This is a genomic window from Bacillota bacterium (genome assembly GCA_012518215.1).
In the GTDB taxonomy this organism is placed as follows: domain Bacteria; phylum Bacillota; class Dethiobacteria; order DTU022; family PWGO01; genus JAAYSV01.
The window spans coordinates 31543-55275 of the sequence record JAAYSV010000055.1; the positions used below are offsets into that span (position 1 = coordinate 31543).

Below are 23733 nucleotides of genomic sequence, written 5' to 3' on the forward strand. Positions count from 1 at the left end.
CTGCCACCTCCTGGGCTAATGAGAATATTATACCACATTTACGCTCATTTTCCGTTCAGGCCCATTTCTTTCCTGACCAGGGCCGGAATCTCTGTAAAAAAACGGGCCACCTTCACCCCGCAGGAAGAAAGAGCTTCAACTTTCCCCTCGTAACTGCCGCGCCCTCTCTCGATAATGGCGCCGGCATGCCCCATCCTTCTGCCCGGGGGCGCCGTTCTCCCGGCGATGAAGGAGATAACCGGAAAAGCAATATGATCGCGTACAAAAAAAGCCGCCTCCTCTTCCGCACTGCCGCCAATTTCCCCGATCATGACCACCACTTCGGTCTGTGGATCCGATGCGAACTCCTTCAAAACATCCGTGAAGCTCAGTCCCACCACCCGATCTCCTCCAAGGCCGACCACCGTGCTCGTTCCCAACCCATCGTCTTTCAGGCGGGCGGCAACCTCGTAGCAGAGAGTCCCGCTGCGGGAGATGATCCCCACCGGGCCGGGGGTGAAAATATGGTTGGGCATGATGCCGATCTTGCTTTTACCCGCGGAGACCAGGCCAAATGTGTTGGGGCCGACAACCATGGTCCCCTTTCTGTCGGCACAGGCCAGGATTTCCATGGCGTCGTGCACGGGGATATGCTCCGTTATCACCACCATGATCCCGATACCGGCCTCCAATGCCTCCATGGCCGCATCCAGGGTGTAGGGTGCCGGTGTGAACAGAATCGTTGCCCCGGCCTCGTGTTCCCTCAGGGCAGAGGCGACGGTATTGTAAACGGGTACCCCTTCCACGCGCCGCCCCCCCTTGCCGGGGGTGACCCCCGCCACCACCCTGGTGCCATATTCCAACATCCGCGCTGTATGAAAAGAACCCTGGTTGCCGGTAATGCCCTGAATCAGAACCGGCGTTTCCTCGTCGATGATGATGGCCATCGCTTATTTCCCCGCTTTCGGCGAAGCTTCCACCGCCCGGTGGACCGCCTCCTCCATGGAATGATAAACCTCCACAGCATGCCCGTGGAGGATCTCGCGCCCACGTTCCTCGTTCGTTCCCACCAGCCGGACGAAGCATGGAACGTCAATTTTGCCGGATTCTTTCAGTTCTGCCAGGGCACGGGCGACATCGTCACACCGCGTGATCCCCCCGAAAATATTGATGAGGATGACTTCGGGATCGGCAGCCAGCAGTATCTCCAGGGCCTGCAAGGTCTTCTCCATACCGGCCCCTCCCCCCAGATCTATAAAATTGGCCGGCGAGCCTCCGAAATGCTGCACCATATCCACGGTGGCCATGGTGATGCCCGCTCCGTTGGCCATGACGGCGATGTCCCCTCCCAGAGAAAGATAAACAATGCCCTTCCGGTATGCCCTCCCCTCCAGCCCCGTCCGTTCTTCAACCCGGGGAAGGTCGGGTTGGCGGTAAAGCGCATCGTCATCGATGGTGACCTTCGCATCGATGGCGATCAGTTCCGACCCGCAGAGGGCCAGCGGATTTATCTCGACCAGCTCGGCATCAATCTCCCTGAACATGGTCAGAAGACGATCCAGAACAAGGCTGAATTGCCCGGCCACTTTTTCCGGCAAACCGATAGCAGAAACGGCCTCCCTGCCCATATTGGCATGGTAGCCGATGGCCAGATCAACCGGCAACCGGATCATCTTCCCGGGCGGAAAGTCTTCCACATCGATACCGCCATGCGCCGAAGCAAGAACGAGGGGAGAGCGCCTGCGCTGATCGATGGTGATTGCCAGGTAGAATTCATGGTCAATTTCTTTTCTTTCAGCCACCAGGAGCCGTTTCACTCTCTCACCGTTGAGCTCCAACCCCAGGAGGCGTTCCGCTTCGTTCCCTGCTTCCGGCGGATCGGTGGCAAAGGCAATGCCTCCACCGCGGCCCCTCTTCCCCGACAGAACCTGCGCCTTCAGCACCACCTCCCCTCCCAGATTCCGGCTGGCCTCGATGGCTTCGGCAGGCGTTTCGACAAGCCGGCCGGATTGAATGGGGATGCCGTAACGGGCCAGGAGTTCCTTGCCCATGTATTCGTACAGATTCATCTGTTTATTCTCTCCAGTGTATGGACAATCTTGTAATATTATTATACAACTGTGCATAAAAAGCAAAGATGGGAACCCCGGAGCCCCTGACATTGTGGTCTACCTGTCATTGCTATGGAAATAAATGAACTCCAGCATAAATATGCACCCGGAAGGAATAGCTTCCGTTTTTCGAGGTGCGGGTAACGCGTGAAAATTCAGAGGGAACTGCAGGCGACCGAAGAATCCCCTCCTCACACCCCCCGCTGCAAGGGAAAAAGGAAGTACAACCTGTCATTCTGAGGGAGCCCTGCTTTTCAGGGCGACCGAAGAATCCCCTCCTCGTACACACCTTACTTTCGGCATAAACTGGTTCCTAGCTTTTATCTTTTCCTCGTACCGATATGTTGGCGTATGCGACGTAGAGTGAATGGTTGCCATAGCCGGTGAAGGCGAGGAAGCGAAACGGGACTGCCGACGTGATGTGGACAGTGCATTGCCTGTCCATTCTGAGAGAGCCCTGTTCTTTAGGGCGACCGAAGAATCCCCTCCTCATACACACCCCACCACTGCCATAAGCTGGTTCCTGTTTTCCCCTGGCCCAGTCGCCAATGCCAACATATAAAAAAATGGATTCCACGCTGCGCTACTTGTACCAACAGGTATTGGCGCTCCCGCATTTCTTTTTCCCCGAAGCGTAATGCCCGTGTACCCACGAAGCACCGCTTGTTCTGAATGACAACGTAAAAACCTTTATTACCACCGGGGAACAAAGCACTGCCTCGGCCCTGTTGCAGATAAGTTTTCGGGAGTATGCTATAATAAAAGACCGGTAAACAGGCGGAGCCGCAAGGCAGGAAAAACTGCTTCCAGCGCGGAGAAGGGATATTGATAACATGATCGTCTATGCTCTGGTCGGTGCAAGCGGCACGGGCAAAAGCCACCATGCATCGCTTCTGGCCTTCGAAAATGACATCCGTATGATCCTCGATGACGGTTTGCTCATCCACAACCACCGCGTCATCGCCGGACGGTCGGCCAAACGCGAACTGACCAAGATCGGGGCAGCCAAACGTGCCCTGCTGACCGATCCGGATCATGCCAGGGCATTGAGGGAGAAGATCAGGGAATTCGGCCCGGAGAAGATCTTGCTGATCGGAACTTCCCGCAGGATGGTGCAAAGACTCTCCGAGATCCTTGATATCCCCCAACCCGAACACTATATCTTGATAGAAGATATTGTCCCCAAAGAGGTGATCAGGAAGGCTTTGAAAGCAAGGAAGGAAAAAAACCGCCACGTCGTGCCCCTGCCCACATTTGCCATCAAGAAAGATTTCCCGGGCTATCTTGTCGCCCCTCTTTACTCCATCTTCGCCCGTTCCGGCGGCGGTCAGAAAAAAATAACGATGGAACGTTCCATCGTCCGCCCCATCTACAGCTCCCTGGGGAACTTCTCCATCGCCGAGAATGTGGTCATCAACCTGGTCACCCATCTGTGCCAGGACATGCCGGGAATCAGCAGGGTCAACAAGGTAAAGATCAAATCGGACCGCCTCGGCGTGACCATGGATCTCGAGTTGACCATGCTTCTGCAACCCAACATGAAGAGTTCCCTGGCCGCTCTGCAGTCGATGCTCAAGGATAATGTAGAATACATGACCGGATTGTACATGAATCGGATCAACGTGAGCGCTTCAAAACTGGCCCTGGATCTTCCCGATACAAAAGAGTGAACAACGTTCCGGCTGTCATTCTTCCCGCAGTGCTCTCCGCCGAAGATATTCGCCCGGAACCAACCCGCTGGTTAGCCACCCGGCTGCCTCATCAACCCCGATATAGCGGTAATGCCAGGGTTCGAAAGCATACCCGGTGACCTCCTCCGCCCCCCGTGGATAACTCATCACGAATCCATGTTCGGGAGCGTGGCGCAGCAACCATTGCCCCGGCCGGGTGTGGACAAATTCAGGCGTCCAGTCATGATCTGTACCACCAAAATCCATCGCCGTACCCAGCTGGTGTTCGGATTGCCCCGGCCGGGCCGAGAACCTGTTGGCCTCCGCCTCGCTGCCATACCGTTCTGTCTGGCGCTCGAACAGGTGCCGCTGGTAATCATAGCTTCTGTATGCAGATAAAACAAGGAGGCTGATGTTGTCCGCCCGTGCATGGCAGCACATCTTTACCAGGGGGGGCAGGACATCATCGCGCAGATAGATCTTCCGCAAGGTCAAAAATGAGGGGATCGGAACCAGATTTTGCGGCACATATCTTCCCAGGGTGGCAACCTTGGAAACCGGGGCCAGAATATCGGAACCGTCCAGCATTCCGGGCAAGATGAAACCCCCTTTTTTACTTTCTCATTGATACTATTCTATTCCCCGAAATAAAATAGGAGCATATCCAGATGCTCCTGTTTTTGATACCCGCCGTATTCAGCCCCGGGAAGGGGATTCTGATCAGGCCCCGAGATTTTCTTCGATGAATTTTTTGCCGGCACGGAGTGTCTTCTGAAATTCCGGGATCAGGTTCCTGCGGGACGGGATGAGAAATGTGTCCAGAGATCCTTCAACCAGGTCCAGGGGCAGTATTCCACTCCGCGCCAGGAAAGCGCCCAGCATGGCGATATTGGCCATCCTCTCCCTGCCCACACTTCTGGCGATTTCCTGTGTAGGCACGTTTATGATCTCGATATCTTCCCGCGAGGGGTCAAAAGATTGCACAATTGTACTGTTGACCATGAGCAGTCCTCCGGTTACAATCCGGTTCTGGAACCTTTCCAGCGAGGGCATGTTCATGGCGATGACTGCCGAAGGCTCTTCCACGATCGGCGAACCTATTTTTTCATCCGAAACCACCACGGTGCAGCGCGCCGTGCCCCCGCGCATCTCAACCCCGTAAGAAGGCATCCAGGTTACGTTCAGGCCGGATTTCATGGCCGCATGAGCGAGAAGTTCCCCGATGAGCATGACCCCCTGCCCACCGAAACCGGACATGATTACAGAATAGTACATGAAACGGTGCCCCCCAGACTTCTGCTTCTGCAAAACGGGAACGGTAATACGATCATCGTCCTGCAATAATGATACCGTTCCGTACAGCTTTTATCGATCACCCGTCGGTTCCTTGAAGACCCCCAACGGATATTCTTTCAAAGATTGTTGTTCGATCCTTTCCGCCGCCTCCACGGGTGATAGCCTCCAGTTGGTCGGGCAAGCAGAGACAAATTCAACCATGGAGAACCCCTTGCCCTGCATCTGCATTTCAAAGGCCCTGAAAACCGCTTTCCTGGCTTTGCGGACATGTGCGGGCGTGTGGCAGGCAACCCTTTCCACGTAGGCGGTTCCTTCGAGCAGGGAGACCATCTCCGATATCTTCATGGGAAAACCGTCCCCGACCGGCTTTCTCCCCCGGGGTGTGGTCGTCGTCTTCTGGCCGGGAAGGGTGGTCGGTGCCATCTGTCCGCCGGTCATCCCGTAGACGCTGTTGTTGATGAAGAAGACGGTGATATTCTCTCCGCGGTTGGCAGTATGAATTATCTCGGAAGTGCCGATCGCTGCCAGATCGCCGTCCCCCTGGTAGGTGAAGACGATCCGGTCGGGAAGAACCCTTTTGATCCCCGTTGCCGTCGCCGGGGCCCGACCATGGGACGCCTCGCAGCAATCCACGGCAATGTAATCATAAAGAAAGACACCACAGCCCACTCCTACCACTCCGATGGTTCTGGAAGCAATGTTGTGAAAGTCAATCGCCTCGGCAATGAGACGGTGTATCACTCCGTGGTGACAACCGGGACAGAAATGGAAGGGGTTGGGCAGCAAACAGGATGGTTTGCCAAATATTTTTTTCTCGGTGATCGGTGTCATTTTCTATCCCCGCCTTCATATATTTTCTTTATCTCGAAGAGGATGTCCGCAGGGGTGGGCATGGCTCCGCCCGGATACCCTGCAAAGAACACTTCCCCCTTGCCATCCACAGCGAGGCGTACGTCATACAGCATGTGGCCTGTATTCATCTCCACCACCAGGGCGCGTCCGGCTTTTTCCACCGCTCTGCCGATCTCTTCCTGCGGGAAAGGATAGAGGGTGATCGGCCTGACCAGGCCAACCTTGAGCCCCTTCTCCCTTGCCCTTTTCAATGCCGTCTGGGCAATGCGGGAACACGAACCGAAAGAGATCAGCACCAGGGATACATCATCGGGAAGATCGACTTCGGCGCGGGCCTCTTTCTGCGCCAGTTCGGTATACTTGGCATGGAGTTTCCAGTTATGCACATTCATCTCGCCGTCACCCAGATAGAGTGATTTGATGAGTTGCGGGGGCCTTCCTTCGGCCCCTTTCAATGCCCACGGTTTCGGCGGGATTTCCAGCGGGAAGGAATCTATTATCACCGGTTCCTTCATCTGGCCCAGGATAGCGTCGCCAAGGATCATGGCCGGGTTTCTGTAGGTGTCGGCAAGCCGGAAGGCCTCGCCGACCAGGTCGTACATCTCCTGGACGGAGTTCGGGGCAAGGACGATCAGGCGATAATCACCATGCCCGCCACCATGTACAGCTTGCTTGTAATCTCCCTGGGTAGGCGCGATCCCCCCCAGCCCGGGACCGCTGCGGGTGATATTGACAATCACGCCGGGAAGCTCCGACCCGGCCATGTAGGAAATGCCTTCTTGCATGAGGGAAATCCCCGGGCCCGAGGATGAAGTCATCGCTCTGGCTCCGGCAGCAGCAGCGCCCATCAGCATGTTGATGGAGGCAAGCTCGCTCTCCGCCTGGATGAATACTCCGCCCACATCGGGCAGATGTGCGGATAGATACTCGGGGATATCATTCTGGGGTGTAATCGGATATCCAAAATAATAACGGCATCCCGCATCGATTGCCCCACGGGCCAGAGCTACACAGCCCGTCAAAAGAAGCCTTTCTCCCTCCAAAATGGATTCACTCCCACATTTCGTTTGCATCATAGATCTGAATAAAATATCAAAAGATGAAGGAGGGCAATCAATGATCACCGCTCTTCTTTGTACTCGTAATCCCTGTAAACTTCTATGGCCACATCCGGGCAAACTTCGGCACAAAGCTTGCATGCCTTGCATTCCTGGGTGCCCTTTCCCTTGAATGCAGCCACCGGGTAACCCTTGCGATTGTAGGTATTGTTGATAACGATAAGCCCTCGGGGACATGCCTGAACACAGTAGCCGCATCCTTTACAACGTTCAATATCAAATACGATCCTGCCCATGGCTTATCTCCCTTCAATATTTGGTCCAGTACCGCGATTGCCATCCGTGTGTAAAAATATACTAACTTCAATCATAAATTATCTATCCCCGTTTCGTCAACAATAACTTTTGTTTTTTTTCGGCCAAATGCCGAAAAATGGGGAAAGTTCCAAACTTGACATCCAGCCATCAACAAATTTCACCCACCCCGGTCGCCAGATTGTTTCACTGCGAATCGAAGATGATCCTCCGGGGGCAGGTGTAGACATTGAAACGGCTTCCGCGGCCGAAACCGATCATGGTGATCGATGTTCTCTCCGCTATTTCAATTCCCAGGGTAGTTGGAGCAGAGCGCGAAACGACAAGTGGCACTTCCAGTCTGGCTGCCTTCAACATCATTTCCGCCGATAGGCGGCCGCTGGTAAGCAGTATCTTGTCCTTTATGTCAACCCCGTGCCGGATGCTCTCCCCGACTATCTTGTCGATGGCATTGTGACGTCCGATATCCTCACAGAAAAAAAGGATTCTGTCACGGTCACAGAGCGAGGCGCTGTGGACACCCCCGGTCTGCTTGAAGATCTGAGCCCTCTCCTGCATCTGCTGCATCAACATCAGGATCCGGGATGAAGCGATCCGGAAGTTGTCGGTAGCAGGCCTCGGGGGCAATGAATCCAGGGCATTGATAGGAGCAGCGCCGCCACCGGGGCCCGTGGCAATGGTTCCGCTTCGGCTGCCTGTCGCTGCCGGCACTCCCCCGGGGGGGATTTCAAGCAAGACCGAAACCGCACTTCGCTGAAGATCAACCTGCAGGTCCTTCACATCCTTCTTGGTCGTTATATAACCTTCAGCTCGCAGAAATCCCAGGGCCAGGCAGTCAAGGTTCACCGGCGTGCAAAGAAGGGTCACCAGCTCCTCTTCATTCAGATAGATCGTAATCGGCTGCTCGCAGACAACCCTGTCTTCAGTTTCGTCTGTATTCCCGTCCCTGAGCATCAGCACCGTTTTCTTCCTGAATTCTTTCAACAGCCCACCGTCCGTTCCGGCAATTCTTGAAAAAAAAGCTCCGTTTCCGGAGCTAGGATACAATATCCGCCCTCTTTTTACAACCATCGCCCCGGCCGATGCCGTTCAGGAACAGAGCCCCGGTTTTTATTGTGGATGCCCGGTTTCAACCTGCTTCTTCCCCGGTATATTTGCCCTCGGCCCTGAGCCGCGCTATTTCCTGTTCTTCCAGCACCTTGAAGGCGATCTTCCCCACCCTGGTTTTGGGCAACTCATCGATGAAATCTATTTCGCGGGGGCAGCTCCATTTGATCAGATCCTTGCGACAATGATCGATCAGTTCTTTTTCCATTTCGGGGCCGGCCCTGGCTTTATCCTTGAGGACAACAAAACCCTTGACCCGTTCTATCTGATCCCTGTCCGGAACACCGATGATACAGGCCTCCAGTACCTCGGGATGTTTGTAAAGCTGCGCTTCCACCTGGGCAGGGTATACGTTCATGCCCGAGGATTTGATCATGCGTTTTTCCCGCAATTTGAAATAAAAGAAACCATCCCCGTCCATGGTTCCGATATCTCCCGTATGTAGCCATATCTTTCCGTCTTCATGAGTCTTCAGCACGTCAGCTGTCTCCTCGGGCTGGTCAAGGTAACCCATCATCACCGCCGGCCCATGGACACATATTTCCCCTTCTTCCCCGATATCGGCTTCCTCGATGGTGCCACGTTTTACAATTTTGGCCAGCATATTGGGAAAGGGGATGCCGATGCTTCCTTCCCGATATTCTCCCAGGGGCAGGGCCATGATGGCCGTTACCGCCTCGGTGAGCCCGTAACCTTCCAGCAGTTTCACTTTTCCCCCCTGCCGTTGCACGATCTCTTCAAAACGTTCCTTTACCGTGCGCGGTAGAGTGTCGGCACCGCTGAAACAGGCATACAGGCAACTGAGATCGGATCGGTTGAACTTCTCATTCCTGTTCAATGCTTCAAAAAGGGTAGGCACCCCGATGATGTAGTTGGGCCTTTTTTTGATCAGATCCGCCGCCATATCGGCTTCAAAGAGTGGCACGAGGATGCTCTTGCCTCCGTTCATCAATGCAGCATTGACGCATACCCCCAGGCCAAAACCATGGAAGATGGGCAGCATGGCCAGGATATCAGAGATGTTTTCATCCATACCCACCCATTCCGCACACATCATGCCCTGGCTGACAAAATTGTAGTTGGAGAGCATGATACCCTTGGGCGTTCCCGTTGTTCCCCCGCTGTAAAGTATTGCGGCCAGATCATCGGGGCCTGCTTTGCCCTGCGGAGCCCGGGGATAACGGCCGCGCAAGACTGCATCTTTCCACGATTTAACCTTCTGGCTCGAAGGAATCCTGGGTGCCTTCCGCCCTTTGGCAGCCCAGTAAAGGATGCTCTTGATCGGCCGCAGGTAATCCTGGATCCTGGCGATAAGCAGAAGTTCCAGGCCGGTTTTATCCGCCGCCTTCTTGAATGTATCGTAGAAAATATCCATGGTCAGGGCAAACCGGCTTCGGCTGACCTCAAGGTAAAATTCGATCTCGCTCTCCGTGGAAAGGGGGTGAATCATGCTGGCCACGGCCCCTATCTTGTTGAGAGCATAGAAGCAGATGACTCCCGGAGGGGAAGTGGGCATGGAAATCGTCATCCGATCCCCTTCTTTCAACCCCAGCGCCACCAGAGCATCGGCGCAGCCATCAATTTGCTCAAGGAATTGGCGGTAGGTGGCCGTATAATCCATGAAGTCGTAAGCAATCCGATCCGGATAGATTCCAGCTGTTTTTTTCACGGCCTCGTACATGGTACAACGGGGAAAATCCACCTCATGGGGTACATCTCCGTAATACTTGAGCCATGGTTTCTGCGCTGATATCATCTATTATTTACCTCCTGTCATTCAATTTCAGTTCCTGGTCAACTTCACGGCACAGACTTTCATCTCCGGGGTTCTGGTAATGGAGTCAAAAGCGCTGATGGTAAGGAGATTGACCATCGATTCACGGTAATGCAACGTCATGAAGAGAGTGCCGGGCGGAACTATATCTGTTATCGTTGCCTTGACATCCACTTCCCCGCGACGTGAAGTCAGCTTGACCATATCCTTTTCCTTTATTCCCAGCCGGGCGGCATCGGCACTGTTTACCTGGAGGAGTTCCTCGGGGCGGCTCAGATCCAGCCCACGCGAGAAACGGGTCATCGTCCCGTAATGGAAAAGGTGACGCCCGGTGTTGAGAAGAAACGGATATTCTTCATCCGGCAACTCTGCCGGCGGACGGTATTCCAGGGCGTGAAACAGACCCAGGCCCCGGCTGAACCGATCCACGTGCAGATAGGGCGTCCCGGGATGATCCGCATCCGGGCAGGGCCATTGCAGCCCTTCTTTCCTCAACCGTTCGTAGGAGATCCCCGCATAGAGAGGCGACAGTGAGGCCATTTCCGCAAAGACCTCTTCCGCGCTGCTGTAGTCCCATGGAAGCCCCAGTTTCCGAGCCAGCATGGTCACTATCTGCCAGTCGGGAAGGGCCTCCCCGGGAGGGGTGACGGCCTTCTCGAAGATCTGGACCCGGCGCTCGGTATTTGTAAAAGTTCCTTCCTTCTCGGCAAAGCAGGCCGCCGGCAGAACCACATCGGCGTATTCTGCCGTGTCCGTGAGGAATATATCCTGAACTACCAGCAATTCGAGGTTTTCCAGTGCTTTGATGAGATGATTCGTATCGGCATCGGTAACGATCGAGTTTTCTCCCATGATGAACATGGCCTTGACCTTGCCCTGACATGCTTCATCGATAAACTCCGGCGAAGTCAGGCCGGGTTCGGGATTGAGTTCGACCCCCCATGCCTTCTCGAATTTTTCGCGGGCGGCAGGATCCTCCACCTTCTGGTAGGAGGTGTAGACGTCGGGCAGGGCTCCCATATCGCAGGCTCCCTGAACGTTGTTCTGCCCCCTCAGGGGATTGACACCGGTCGAGGGTTTGCCGATATTCCCGGTGGCCAGGGCCAGATTGGCCACGGCCATGACGTTTTCCGTTCCGCAGATATGCTGGGTTATTCCCAATGTGTAGAGGATGGAAGCCCTCTCCGAGGTGGCATAGACCCGGGCCGCTTCACGGATCAATTCCGCGGGGACACCGGTTATCTCCGCCGCATACTCCGGGGTATACCTGGCCACGGTCTTGCTGAGATCGGCAAAACCCTCCGTGCGGGTGGCAATAAAATCTTCATTGGCCAGCCCTTCGGAGATGATCACGTTCATCATTCCGTTCAGCAGGGCGATGTCGGTCCCCGCCTTCAACCGAAGGTGGATCATGGCCGCTCTGGCAAACCATGTCTCCCGCGGATCGGCAACGATCAATTTGGCGCCCTTGCGAACCGCTTCGCGAACTCGATATCCGATGACCGGATGTGCTTCCGTGGCGTTGGAACCGAGGGCCAGTATGGTGTCAGCCCCGGGAATCTCTCCGATACTGTTGGTCATTGCCCCACTGCCGAATGCTCTGGCCAGACCGGCCACGGTGGGGGCGTGTCAGACACGTGCACAATGGTCAACATTGTTTGTTCCGAGGGAACGAAGCATTTTCTGAAAAAGATAATTGGCTTCGTTCGATGACCGCGCCGAGGAAAGCCCGGAGATGGCATCGGCCCCATTCTTTTCCCTGATCGATTTCAATTTGTCAACGATCACTTCAAGGGCCTCGTCCCAGCTCACTTCCTTGAATTCACCGTCTTTCTTCACCAGTGGCATTTTCAGACGGTCGGGGTGATCGATGAATTCAAAGCCGAAGCGCCCCTTGACACACAGGTGTCCCCGGTTGACGGGACTCTCGCGGTTTCCTGTCACCTTGACGACCCTGTCGCCCTTGGTTCCCAGGATGATTCCGCAGCCCACGCCGCAATAGGTGCATATGGATTTGACTTCCCGCGAGGGAATCTCCCTGCTCTTGCGTGTCAGGGCACCGGTAGGACAACGTTCCACGCACTCCCCGCAGGATTCACATTGTGATTCTGCCATGGGCATGGCCCCCAGCGGTGCAATCATGGTGTTGGTTCCACGGAAGGTAAAGTCAATGGCCGCAACGCCGTTGATTTCATTGCATGTGCGCACACAGATGCCACATAGAATGCAGCGTGAATGATCAACATTGAAAAAAGCATTGGATGTGTCGGGCGGAACCTTTGAATAATCTCGCCCGAGCAGTTCAAGTCGGTCCTCGTCTATTCCCACATAGGCGGTTACTTCCTGCAATACACAGTCGTTGTTGGCGGCACAGCTCTGGCAATCGGGATGGTGACTGGCCAGGATCATCTCCACGAGCACCCGGCGCAATTCGGATACTTCCGGGGTGTCGGTCAGAACATTCATCCCTTCTGCAACCTCGGTGTTGCAGGAGGTCACCAGTTTCCCATCTGCCTCCACCATGCAGACACGACATCCGGCAAATACAGTAAGATCCGGGTGGTAACAGAGCGTGGGTATGTAAATGCCCGCCTCCCTGGCAGCTTCCAGTATCGTGGTCCCTTCCTGAACCATGACCTCCCGGTTATCTATCGTCATGCGTATCATTGACTTTTCCCCTCCAAGATCATTTTTTGCTCTCCGGTTACGCGCGTCACCGCGGCAAACCTGTCCGGACAGGTTTCCAAACAGATTCCACATTTGCTGCATTTTGACTGATCAATGACATGGGGAACCTTCTTCTCACCGGAAATGGCCCCCTCGGGGCACTCCTTGCGACATCTTCCGCAGGCCTTGCATTTCTCGGGATCGATATAATAGGCGATCAGTTCCTTGCAGACCAGCGCCGGGCAGGCATGGTCCCGGACGTGGGCTTCGTATTCCTCGCGAAAATATCGCAGGGTGCTCAACACCGGATTGGGAGCAGTTTTCCCCAGGCCGCAGATGGCGCCCTTCACCACATTGTTTCCGATACTTTCAAGCAGATCCAGGTCCTCCGGCCTTCCTTTCCCCTTGGTGATATTGACCAGAATGTTGTACATCTGCTTTATACCTTCCCGGCAGGGAACACATCTTCCACATGATTCATCCACCGTGAACTCCAGGAAATACCTGGCGATATCGACCATGCATGAACCTTCATCCATGACCACCATACCACCCGAGCCCATCATCGCGCCGGCACTGCGCAACGAATCAAAGTCCACCTCCATATCGAGGCGGGCAGCCGGAAGGCATCCTCCGGAGGGCCCCCCCGTCTGCACGGCTTTGAATTCCCCGCCGTCCAACATGCCCCCTCCGATGGTAAAGATAATATCTCTAACCTTGATTCCCATCGGCACCTCTATCAGGCCGCAGTTCCTGACCTTTCCGGTCAGAGCAAAAACAGCCGTGCCGGGGCTCCCTTCGGTCCCGGTCGAGGCAAACCATTCCGGGCTTCTTTTGATAATCTGAGGGATACAGGCAAAGGACTTTACATTGTTCAGCAGGGTTGGTTTGCCCCAGAGCCCCTCATGCGCCGGGAAAGGGGGACGGGGACGCGGCATCCCCCTGTTACCCTCGATGGATGCCAGCAATGCCGTCTCCTCTCCGCACACAAAAGCTCCCGCACCCTGGAAGATCTCGATATCGAAGTCGAAATCGGTGCCCATGATCCCCTTGCCGAGCAGGCCGTACTGTTTGGCCTGTTCAATGGCAATCTTGAGACGTTTGATGGCCAGGGGATATTCGGCACGGGCATAGATAAAACCGCGGCTGGCGCCGATGGCATAGGCGGCAATGGTCATCCCCTCCAGCACGGCGCAGGGATCCCCTTCCAGGACGGACCTGTCCATAAATGCGCCCGGATCTCCCTCGTCTCCGTTGCATACAACGTACTTGGGAGATCCGGTCGCCTCGAAAACAAAGGACCACTTCTTGCCGGTACTGAAACCGCCGCCACCCCGGCCACGCAGGCCCGACTTTTCAACCGCCTCGACCACCTCTTTGGGTGTAAAACCGCTCAACACGTCAGCCAACCCCTGATAACCGTCAGCAGCTATGTATTCGCGGATGTCCTCGGGGTTGATCATTCCGCATCTGCCGAGAATGATCCGCAGCTGGTTGCTGTAAAAAGGAACTTCATGCTCGGTCTGGCTATGCGTACCATCCGGGTTTTCGTAAAGAAGCCTCTCCACAACGGTATTTTTTTCCAGGGAAGCTTCGATAATTTCCGCAACATCTTCAACCGTCACCTTGGTATAAAAAATTCCATCGGGTTCGAAGCGCACCAGGGGTCCCATCTGACAGAAACCGTGGCAGCCGCTCTTTGCCACGCCGGTCTGGACTTCTTTCCCCTCGAATACCAGTTCCACGTCGCCGTAGAGGCCCTTCTCCTTCAAGATCCTTTCAAATTCCTGAAAGACTCCCAGAGATCCGCTGGCCACACACCCCGTTCCCGCACAGACCAGGAAACGATTTTTCTGTCTTTTAAAGGCTTTTTTGTAATCTTCTCTGATCTGCGCCAGTGATTCCGGTGATTTAATCTGCATCAAATCCCTACCTCCTTGTTTAATAGCGGGTTCCGCAAACAATGCATGATAACATTGTTCAGTTCTCCTTCTTTTTCTCGCCATCGGAAAAGATCTTCTTGACCTTTCCCGCTTCCATCTGGCCGTACACCGTTTCATCGACGACCACGACCGGCGCAAGTGCGCAGGACCCAACGCAGGCCACTCTCTCCAGGCTGTATTCGTAATCCGGCGTGGTTTCCCCGCAACTGATCTTCAGTTCCCGTTCAAAGGCGTCCAGCACTCCGCCCCCTCCGCGGACATGGCATGCCGTGCCATAACACACCTTGATCTCGTGTTTACCCCGGCGGGAAAAATGAAACTGGGCATAGAAGGTGGCCACCCCGTAAACCTTGCTTTCAGAAACAGAAACATACCTGCCGATCGCCTGCATCGCCTCCATGGGCAGGTAACCGTAATAATCCTGGGTGGCCTGAAGCAGCGGTATCAGATTGTCCTGTTTCCCCTCGAACCTGCTGAAAATTTCTTGCAACCCTTCGTCAAGCCTCTCAACCCACATACTTACCTCCTCCTAATTCTTGAAAACATATTGTTGACATAATGATACAAATTTCTCAAAAGGCGAATTTGTCCGATTTATTAATATTCTCTTTAAATTGTTTATAATCCTCCCTGCAAAATACTTTTTTTGCATCCTTTTTCCCATTTTACCCCTGTTTGTACAGCAAAAAAAGACCCTGTTCCAACGCAACGGCAGCCGAATTGCCTTTCTGCACCGGGTCTATTTTCATGAAACAGAAAATATATAAAAAGAGCATATTGTTCATTTCTTGTACATCTACTGCAAAACGCAACTTTTTTGCCCGGCCACCGGCCATTATTGTAAAAGCAATGAGTTACAACGAGAATATTTCTTTTGAAAGCATCAACAGATGGAAGGTTCCAAAAAAGAAGGGTATAATTTAACATGGAGGTATCGTCAATCATGATTCCCTTGAAGGACAATATCCGCAGGCGCAAGTTCCCGCTTGTCAATATCGCTCTCATCATCGCCAACTTCTGGGCTTTTTTCTGCCAGATCCGGCTGCCGTCCGAGGAAGCCTACCGTTTTGTTTATCTTTATGGCCTGATACCGCAGGATTTTTTGCAGAACATCTTCTATCCATTGAATGGGGTGCAAAACCTGGCGGGGCCTGTTCCGGGCACATTCGCCTCGTTGTTCACGGCCATCTTCCTCCACGGGGGATGGCTGCATCTTCTGGGTAATATGCTCTACCTGTGGGTCTTCGGCGATAATGTGGAAGAGCGCCTGGGATCATGGCGCTACCTGGTGGTCTATCTGCTCATGGGGGCAGGGGGCAACCTGGCACATATTCTTTTCAACCCTCATTCCACCGTACCGATCATCGGTGCCAGCGGGGCGATCGCCGGAGTCCTCGGAATCTACTTCCTCGTCTATCCGCGTGCGCGGGTACTGACACTTCTTCCCCTGGGGTTTTTCATCACTTTTGTTCATGTCCCCGCCGTCCTTTTCCTGGCCCTCTGGTTTCTGCTTCAGCTATTCAATGCCCTGATGGCACAGAACATGGCACTGGAAGCCCAGCAGGTAGCCTGGTGGGCACATGTTGGCGGCTTTCTGATGGGAATGGTGATCGGGGCCATCGCCCGCTCAAGAAACAGGGCGCACCAGCCAAGGCTTTAGCCCGGTCATTGGTTCAGCCCCACCGGGAAGTCGCCTATCAGGCCGACAATTTTCTGCAATACCAGGATCGCATCCGCTACATTCGGAAAGGAGGCGTCACCCGTGCTGACATCGGCACGTTTCATCCCGGCCGGGGAGAGGTCCAGAAGCCCGACTATTGCCTGGAGGATCGTGATCGCATCGGCAACATCCACCTTTCCGTCAAGATTGGCATCACCGAAGAGCACCTCATCGAATATGGCCAGCGGAGATAAACCTTCCAGGCGGGCTGTAATCGTCCGCTTCCCGGTGTCGATGTGCTGATCGGGAACCTCCTGCCATATTCCGGAACGGTCATTATCGGCAAAGAGCCGCAATTCGCTTTCCACGGCCGTTTCGGGAAGTTCCTGCAGGACGTAACTCATTCCCAGCTCCACGGCCGTGTAATTCACATTGTCACTTATTTCCGGTACAATATAGGACCCGATGGGCAGCAGCGCAGGGGGCAAGTCCAGATGGCCGCTGTCGAAAGGGGTCAGGGCAGCCACTCCGGCATGATCCGCGGTCTCGATGCGCAACAGGGCCTGCAGTGCCGGGAAATTGGCGGTAGCCATCCCCCCTTCACCGGGCATGATCCTCTGGACCTCGGTGGACTCCTCCAGATCCCAATCCCGGCCGATGATCAGAACCTCGCATTCCGCCGTGAAATGGCCATCCACGGTGCAGGCGGTGATCGTCGCCGCTCCCTCGCTCCGGGCAGAAACCTCGCCTGTTTCATTCACTTCAGCTATGCCATCTTCATCGGAAGACCAGGTAACCCCGCGATCACTGGCATCCCCGGGCTCCACCGTGGCCATCAGTTCCACGGTCTCCCCTTCCCTGATGATGATCCTGTCCACATTCAGGTGCAGGGATTCTACCGGAATATAATTCTCCGTTACCGTGACCACCCAGTCGGCAGTGCTGCCATCTTCCGCCTTCACCGTGTATATTACGGGATTGCTGAAATCATTTTCCGTTTCACCGGATTGCTGTTCTATTTCATTCACATAGGCCGTCGCGCCTTCGGAAAGAGTAAATTCGGCTTTCAGCCCGGCAAGATCGGTTCCGCGCTCTACCTCGATACACACCGTTCGATTCTCCGCATCGATAACTGCCGGGCCTGTCTGCTCGGGGAAGCTGAAACTTGTAATAAGTTCCATAACGGCGGGACGGTAACCGGCAACGATAGTTTTGGTCTGCCTGGTGGTTCTGGCATTATCGCCATTCTTCTTGTCTCCCGTGCGTGCCCCCTGGTACCAGATATCGGGGTTGGAGATATGGGGCACGATTTCATATACCCCTTCCCCGTAGGCCATGATCGAGGCGTACAACTCGTCATCATTTCCTGTCCAGCGCCACCCTGCAGAATAGGAATAGATCCCCGGCCCGGGAGCGTTCCCCTGTTCTTTGCTGTGGTGCAACCCCCAGTTATGCCCGAATTCATGCAAGGTAGTCCAGGAGCAGGCCTGCTGTACACGGGAAATGGAAAAACCGGACTCCGGCCTGGGAGTCTCACTGGTAAGCATGTAACCAAGGCCTCCGACATCTTCGCACAGGGTGAAAAGATTGACCAGGTCGGCGCCGTACTGATCACGCCATGCATGGACCTGATCCATGTAGCCGTCATTCTTTCCCTTCAAACGTGCCAGATCGGTACTTGTTCCCATACCGTTTTTGTACTCGGTGTATTCAACTTCCGCGGAATGAACCAGCCGCAACTGAACCCCCACATCGCTGTTGTCCAGGGCCAGCTGGCCCAGTTCCATCGCCTGGGCGATGAAGGTATTGATACCGGTACTTTCCGCAGCATGATCTCTGGCCGCGGGGGTGTAAACGATCATCACGTCGATGGTTACCTCCTCGTCGATCTCCGGGAGGGTCGGGGTCACAGATTGCGGACCTATCTCCCCGGGAGGGATCAGGGGCGGGCCGTTTTCGATGACATCGGCATCGCGGGAGGCCACCTCATGGAGCAGATGCCGGTCACGGGAGGGGTCGTAATTGATGGTATATTCCCTCTGCTCACCATAGTTTCTGATGGAAGAGAGGGCCCTGCCTTCATCCCATGTCAACAGCAGGTAACCAAAGTCATCATCCGCGGGCCTGCCCCGGATGGTCGACGTGCCGTTGATGTCAACATTGATGCGGTCCACGCTGAAAGAATGCGCAGCTTCACCGGGCAAATCAAAGATCAGGCGGTCACCCTTCTTGACCTTGCCGGTGAACAGCAATTCATTCATTTCCACCACCCACGATTGTTTGGGGGAGATGGCCGAAGGGCAGATCATGTCTGCCGATGGGCTTTCCGTTGGGCCCAGGGAAGTGAAGAGCAGAAATTCGTCCGGCTCGTCGCCCATGGTTTCCGCCGGCAGGCCGCCGATACCCACGAACAAAAAAAATGCCAGGGTCAGAAAGAACAACAGAAGAATTCTCTTGGATGGTTTCATCGGCGCCCACCCCCATTTTCATATGACGATATGTAGAACTGACCCGTTACATTCCAGGAGAATTTACGGGCAAACAAGCCAGTTACCTATTCCCACTCTATATTATATATTTTTTTCCTCCCGTTTTCTATATTTTTTTGCACCCGGCCTGCCCCCCATATTTTCCGACCATATTGTCCATCCAGCCCGTAAAAGATTTTTTTGCCTGCCTGTACAGGGCCAAATTCTTTATTCCATACATGGATCATGGCGGAAATTACGTTTATAATAAGGGAAATGTGAACGATGCCGGGGGTGTAGAAGATGAAGATAGTCGTGGCGCCCGATTCTTTCAAGGGCAGTCTATCGGCCACCCGGGTGGCAGAATGTATCGGGGCGGGAATCGAAAAAGCCGACCCGGAGATCGAGGTCAGGATGGTTCCCATCGCCGACGGTGGAGAAGGAACGGTGGAAGCCGTGCTGAAAGCAGCCGGGGGGAAAATTATCGAGACCTCGGTTACCGGCCCCTTGGGTACACGCATCCCTTCTTTCTTCGGAGTACTGGAAGACGGCCCAACGGCCATAATCGAAATCGCCGCCGCTGCCGGCCCGGGGCTGGTTCCCGGGGAAAGCAGAAACCCGCTTCTGGCCACCAGCCACGGGGTGGGTGAACTCATCCTTGAGGCCCTCAATGAAGGATGCTCGGAAATCATCGTGGGGCTGGGCGGTAGTATCACCAATGACGGTGGCATGGGGATGGCTCGCGCTCTCGGTGTTGTGTTTCATGACCGATGCGGTGCAGAGATCGGCTCCGGGAGGGGAGAGGATCTGGAGAAGGTTGCAACCATGAGCATGGACAATATCGATCCGCGCCTGAAGGAGACGCGGATTGTTGGCGCCTGTGACGTGAACAATCCATTTTACGGGCCGGAAGGTGCCGCTTCTGTTTTTGCCCCGCAAAAAGGGGCCGATGAAGATGGGGTCCGGTTCCTTGATCGGGGATTGAAAAAATTCGCCGGGGTGATAGCCCGTGAAATGGGGATCGATCTGCAGGATATTCCCGGAAGTGGTGCAGCAGGTGGAATGGCCGGCGGGTTGCTTGCCTTCGCCGGTGCAATTTTGAAGCCGGGTATGGAAATCCTGAGCGAGATCTGCAACCTGGAAAAAGAAATCGCGGCGGCTGACATGGTCGTCACCGGGGAGGGGCAGACCGATGCCCAGACGGCATACGGAAAAGTCCCCGTCGGTGTAGCCGCCATCGCCAACAGATACAACATCCCCGTGATCTGTCTTTCCGGTGGGCTGGGCGATGGGTTCGAAGAAATTTACAAACATGGGATCACGGCAGCATTCAGCTGCATCAACAACGCCATGACTCTGGAAGAAGCAATGGCCGGAACAGAAAAATTGCTGGCGCAGGCCGTCTTCGACATCACGAGGCTGGCAAGGGCATGCCCCGTGGATCAGCACCGACCCCGTCGGATTGATATCTTATAGCTTTTTCACTGTATTTTTCATTCTCTTACTATATTGGTAATGGGAAATAAGTCCTCGCCACTTTTTGAAAATCAGTATGTGGAAATAAGTCAGTCTATTTTCTTTAGTCCCCAAATTCTCTACGATACCAGAAATGTAAATCATCTGTCGCATATATTTTTTCTGCTATCGTAGAAACATTTACGACATTGAACCACAATTGGAACATATTCTCCTTGGAAATCTTATTTATCAACCACTCAAAATTATTTCTCCAGGAAGCTCTCATTCCATCTTTATTTTTCCAAATCGCTTCTGGACCTGTTGTTCTGCTTAAATCTATCCTATACTCTCCATCAATAGTATCTATGACCTGTGCTGTTCTATTTTTACCTGACTGATAGCAATTATTTATATTTTTTGATTCCAATATTACTCCGCAAAAATTTTCCATTGAACGTACTTTAAGTACAACAGAAAGCTTGTTTTGAAAAAATTCTTCATCTATAGTCTCATATCTATTAATTATAATATATCTTTTATTATGCAACTCCCTGAGCTTCTTAGAGTATAGTAAAGACAATACTTTTTCAGGTTTGAAAATATCATCTCCTTCTACTAAAACATAAATGATATTTAAATTTCCTTTTTCTTGCACATATATGGTTTCCGTTAACTTCTTTGCGTCCTTCAAAATTTCCGATGACCTTCCAACAGGAAATTTCAATTGATAATTTTTATTTATAGATTTCTTTTGATTGATGCTTAGTTCCCTACTTGATTCTCCATCATCTAAACCTATGTCATAAATAAATATACTACCTGGACAATTATCTTTTGTGCTTATTTCATCTCCATTAATAGCTGTTAACTCTTTACCATTTGGATTGAATCCATAGACATATGTCTTAGGATTTGTTGCTAGTCCATCTCCACCCATTGTAACGAAATTAAAGCAGTAGTTTTCTATGGCTCTAACCTTATTATACTTGTACCATTTGTCATAAACTACATTCCCACCTGTACTATTAATGATAAGATCTATATTTTGCAATCCATATACTCTACTAAATAGAGAATGATTGCAATCATAGCATATAGTCATTCCAATCCTATGGCCCTTGAACAATATTGGCTCAAACATAGCTTTAGCCAATTCATCATATTTCTCAAAATCAAAGGCAGAGTGGGATGTCATTGTATGCTTTATATATAGAGCTACTTCTGTTTCATTTTCATCTGCAAAAGCATTGGCATATAGACTAAAGATTGTACCAAATTTATCTACACTACTAATTATAATTGCTTTTCCTATTTCTTCACTTAAGTCAAGACTTGCTTCGTAGATTTTATCTACATCTTCTTTGTTTGCAACATCTGATTCTACAACCATAGAAACAAAAGGAAAATAAGAGAATTCTGGTAAGACAAATATATCAAATTCAGAACTTTTTACTTTTTCTATAGCCTTATTGAAATCATCCTTGTTTTTTAATTCATCTGTTTGCAAATATAAGCCCAACTTAAGGCCATCTTTGCTTCGTTCCTTTAATTCTTTTGTTTTATTAACATCATCTAAACCTAATATTTTTTTCAAGGCTAATTCTGCATCATCAGATTCAAAATCTATTTGACCATGCATTATTCTAAATAACTTATATCCATTTTTGCCCGCCTCTATATCCCTTACACTATCATAATAGGCTCTTGCTTCATCTCTATTAAATGGGTGATTATCTTTGGCCTGTATATCCTTACAAGCCTTAATCCATAATTCTTTGTCATAATCCAGCCTAATATCCTTGTATGATAGTAAGGCTCTTCTCCTAGCCTCTGTAAAATGCTGCCTTTCATCATATTCAATTATGTTTTTTTCTTTTTCACATACAAAGTCACACCTTAAAGTTACATTTTTTTTAGCAAAAGTGTTATCTCCCCTATAATTTGTTAGGTCCTCATATATGTCTATGTATGCTCCATTTATTTCCTTAGGTGATTTTAGCCATGGGAATGTCTTCTCACACACAACATCTCCCTTGTAAATTTTGTTAAGCAATAATTGCAGTGCATTTTTTTGTTCTATAACACCCTTCGTAGGTATTTTAATAACATTTTCATCCAAGTAGCTATTTCTATTTTCACTAACTCCCGTTCTATTTTCATCATTATTTATCTGCTGGATCTCTGCCATATTGATCTTTGTTTCCCTTATTGACTTCCCTTTGTAATCTACTTCAAATCCTAGTCTTTCAAAAAAATTTACTGTCTCCATTCCACCACCATAATCACTTTTTTTAATTTCCTTGCCATATGCTATCTTGTATGCCATTCCCCTAATATGTTTGGCAGGTAGTTTCTGTTTATTATGTATAAGAAAAGTAACCTTTGGTTCAGGATATTCTGGATTGTCTCTATTGAAAATTTTTATAGCTTCTAGAACATCTTTATATGTTATTTTAGTCCAATCAATCTTTTTCATCTACATCCTCCTAAATCTCTATAATAAAATATTTTATATTCGCACTTAACGATTGCCAAGCAAGACTATAATCCACCTTTATTAAAATATATTCTTTCCCTTTCTTTGCTCAAGTTGGATTAAAAATATCTCCATATACTCAGTATTATCGCAAATTGCCCCGTAATTTATCGAGAAGCAAACAGTCAGTTATCTATTTTGCCTTTCATAGGCATTGTAGATGGCTTCTTATGCTATTTCTTCATCTGGCCGATATCTACCCTTGACATCAATACCACCGTCTCGACGTGGCACGGAGTTATCAGATTGATGTCTGGTATGTATTTTACTAATTTTCCGTACAAGGGAATAGGCCGACCATGGTTTTCATGTATATTATCTGTCCGCGGAAACAGGTCAACAGTTTTTATCTGTTCGTGGGAACAAGTCGACATATGAGTTTTGATTCCTGCCATCTCCGGAGTGTTTCCTATACTACTTTGGTACAAAGCACCATTTTCAGTTGACAGCGGGTTTTCGTAATAAGCAGGATATAGTTACTGATTCTTTTCCCATGTAGAATAAATAACATTACGTCGTTTGAAGGCTTCATATCCTCCTTCCATAATGTCAACGATTTGCTGGTGTGTTTCTTCAGAGTCTATTGTTCCAGAAGAAATGTGCATAATCCCATCGCTACTTTCTGCAGCTACTATTCTTTCCGCATCTCCTAATACAGGAATGTTAGCATTATGTGTTGCAAAAATGAATTGTGTATCATATTTCTTTCCCCTAAGCTTTTTAATAAATTCTGTGTAAACCACTTGATTATCGAGGTCATCTTCTGGTTGGTCGATAATAACTACATCATTATCATTTTGCGAGAGAATAAACAAAACGAGGGCGGAGGCGCGTTGTCC

The 23733-nt window shown here is 51.6% G+C and carries 18 protein-coding genes; 3 read left to right on the forward strand and 15 right to left on the reverse strand.

Features of this window, described 5'->3' with window-relative positions; all coding sequences use genetic code 11:
* Positions 1-44: 44 nt before the first annotated feature.
* Both sucD and GX364_09315 read right to left on the reverse strand, forming a co-directional pair.
* The gene (gene sucD / locus GX364_09310) at positions 45-926 is read right to left on the reverse strand and encodes a succinate--CoA ligase subunit alpha (GenBank protein NLI71046.1); all 882 of its coding nucleotides are present in this window, start codon (positions 924-926) and stop codon (positions 45-47) included.
* Positions 927-929: 3 nt separating this feature from the next.
* Entirely contained in the window at positions 930-2048 is a 1119-nt protein-coding gene (locus tag GX364_09315) for an ADP-forming succinate--CoA ligase subunit beta (GenBank protein NLI71047.1), read from the reverse strand.
* An 875-nt stretch (positions 2049-2923) separates the two neighbouring features.
* On the opposite strand from GX364_09315, the gene GX364_09320 reads away from it, so the two are divergent.
* Positions 2924-3760, forward strand: a complete 837-nt coding sequence (locus GX364_09320; GenBank protein NLI71048.1) for a hypothetical protein — start codon at positions 2924-2926, stop codon at positions 3758-3760.
* Positions 3761-3775: 15 nt separating this feature from the next.
* On the opposite strand, the gene GX364_09325 is transcribed toward GX364_09320, so the two are convergent.
* The 10 genes from GX364_09325 to nuoE form a co-directional block, all read right to left on the reverse strand.
* Positions 3776-4357, reverse strand: coding sequence for a M15 family metallopeptidase (locus GX364_09325; protein NLI71049.1), 582 nt, complete (start codon positions 4355-4357; stop codon positions 3776-3778).
* A gap of 123 nt (positions 4358-4480) precedes the next feature.
* The gene (locus tag GX364_09330; GenBank protein NLI71050.1) at positions 4481-5035 is read right to left on the reverse strand and encodes a 2-oxoacid:ferredoxin oxidoreductase subunit gamma; all 555 of its coding nucleotides are present in this window, start codon (positions 5033-5035) and stop codon (positions 4481-4483) included.
* 90 nt (positions 5036-5125) lie between these two features.
* Positions 5126-5887 carry a 2-oxoglutarate oxidoreductase gene (locus GX364_09335; protein ID NLI71051.1) on the reverse strand — a complete coding sequence of 254 codons (762 nt, stop codon included), beginning with the start codon at positions 5885-5887 and terminating at the stop codon, positions 5126-5128.
* On the reverse strand, positions 5884-6981 hold the full coding sequence (gene vorB / locus GX364_09340) for a 3-methyl-2-oxobutanoate dehydrogenase subunit VorB (GenBank protein NLI71052.1): 1098 nt from the start codon (positions 6979-6981) through the stop codon (positions 5884-5886). The genes GX364_09335 and vorB overlap by 4 nt, the downstream gene beginning before the upstream one ends.
* A gap of 47 nt (positions 6982-7028) precedes the next feature.
* The gene (locus GX364_09345; GenBank protein NLI71053.1) at positions 7029-7262 is read right to left on the reverse strand and encodes a ferredoxin family protein; all 234 of its coding nucleotides are present in this window, start codon (positions 7260-7262) and stop codon (positions 7029-7031) included.
* A gap of 205 nt (positions 7263-7467) precedes the next feature.
* Positions 7468-8328 (reverse strand): formate dehydrogenase accessory sulfurtransferase FdhD, encoded by an 861-nt coding sequence (gene fdhD / locus GX364_09350; GenBank protein ID NLI71054.1) that lies wholly within the window; start codon positions 8326-8328, stop codon positions 7468-7470.
* Between the two features lie 82 nt (positions 8329-8410).
* Entirely contained in the window at positions 8411-10144 is a 1734-nt protein-coding gene (locus GX364_09355) for a long-chain fatty acid--CoA ligase (protein NLI71055.1), read from the reverse strand.
* A 27-nt stretch (positions 10145-10171) separates the two neighbouring features.
* The gene (gene fdhF / locus GX364_09360; GenBank protein ID NLI71056.1) at positions 10172-12829 is read right to left on the reverse strand and encodes a formate dehydrogenase subunit alpha; all 2658 of its coding nucleotides are present in this window, start codon (positions 12827-12829) and stop codon (positions 10172-10174) included.
* Positions 12826-14751, reverse strand: coding sequence for an NADH-quinone oxidoreductase subunit NuoF (locus tag GX364_09365; protein NLI71057.1), 1926 nt, complete (start codon positions 14749-14751; stop codon positions 12826-12828). The genes fdhF and GX364_09365 overlap by 4 nt, the downstream gene beginning before the upstream one ends.
* Before the next feature lie 58 nt (positions 14752-14809).
* Entirely contained in the window at positions 14810-15289 is a 480-nt protein-coding gene (nuoE, locus tag GX364_09370) for an NADH-quinone oxidoreductase subunit NuoE (GenBank protein ID NLI71058.1), read from the reverse strand.
* Positions 15290-15715: 426 nt separating this feature from the next.
* Here nuoE and GX364_09375 point away from each other — a divergent pair, with 426 nt between their 5' ends.
* Complete coding sequence (locus GX364_09375) at positions 15716-16432, forward strand: rhomboid family intramembrane serine protease (protein NLI71059.1); 717 nt, start codon at positions 15716-15718, stop codon at positions 16430-16432.
* Between the two features lie 5 nt (positions 16433-16437).
* Here GX364_09375 and GX364_09380 read toward each other — a convergent pair whose 3' ends face one another.
* Complete coding sequence (locus GX364_09380; GenBank protein ID NLI71060.1) at positions 16438-18900, reverse strand: hypothetical protein; 2463 nt, start codon at positions 18898-18900, stop codon at positions 16438-16440.
* Between the two features lie 303 nt (positions 18901-19203).
* Here GX364_09380 and GX364_09385 point away from each other — a divergent pair, with 303 nt between their 5' ends.
* A complete protein-coding gene (locus GX364_09385; protein NLI71061.1) occupies positions 19204-20376 on the forward strand; it encodes a glycerate kinase in 1173 nt (390 codons plus the stop codon).
* Positions 20377-20479: 103 nt separating this feature from the next.
* Here GX364_09385 and GX364_09390 read toward each other — a convergent pair whose 3' ends face one another.
* A complete protein-coding gene (locus GX364_09390) occupies positions 20480-22834 on the reverse strand; it encodes a hypothetical protein (GenBank protein ID NLI71062.1) in 2355 nt (784 codons plus the stop codon).
* A gap of 536 nt (positions 22835-23370) precedes the next feature.
* On the reverse strand, positions 23371-23733 hold a 363-nt coding region (locus GX364_09395; GenBank protein ID NLI71063.1), incomplete at its 5' end, for an ATP-binding protein.